The following is a 286-nucleotide window of genomic DNA, read 5'->3' as shown; positions in this document are numbered from 1 at the left end:
GATCATAGCCTTGATCTTGGCGATCTCGCCGCCATACTCCTGTTCGTCGATCTTGGTGCCCGTGCTCGCCGCGTAGGTCTCGAAGACCGCCTTGCGCTGCGCGTCCTGATACGCGCCGCCGAAGCTCATCACGGAAAGCTTGCCTTGCGCCATCGCCGACGTGGCAAACAGCGGCACACAGGCCACCAACGACAGAGCAAGCATGCGACCCGTAAAGCGATTTCCCATTTCCGCCACTCCCATTCTTGTTGGCAAGGAGGCCTCGGCTTCGCTTTTCTTAGGAACC

1 pseudogene is annotated in these 286 nt (G+C 59.8%); it reads right to left on the bottom strand.

The features are described from left to right. A pseudogene (locus EN852_RS39975) lies at positions 1-286 on the bottom strand (hypothetical protein); the annotation flags it as partial.

Source organism: Mesorhizobium sp. M2E.F.Ca.ET.209.01.1.1, assembly GCF_004010375.2.
Taxonomy (GTDB): domain Bacteria; phylum Pseudomonadota; class Alphaproteobacteria; order Rhizobiales; family Rhizobiaceae; genus Mesorhizobium.
The sequence above is the reverse complement of the archived record's forward strand: the minus strand, read 5'-3'. Positions and strand labels throughout refer to the sequence as shown.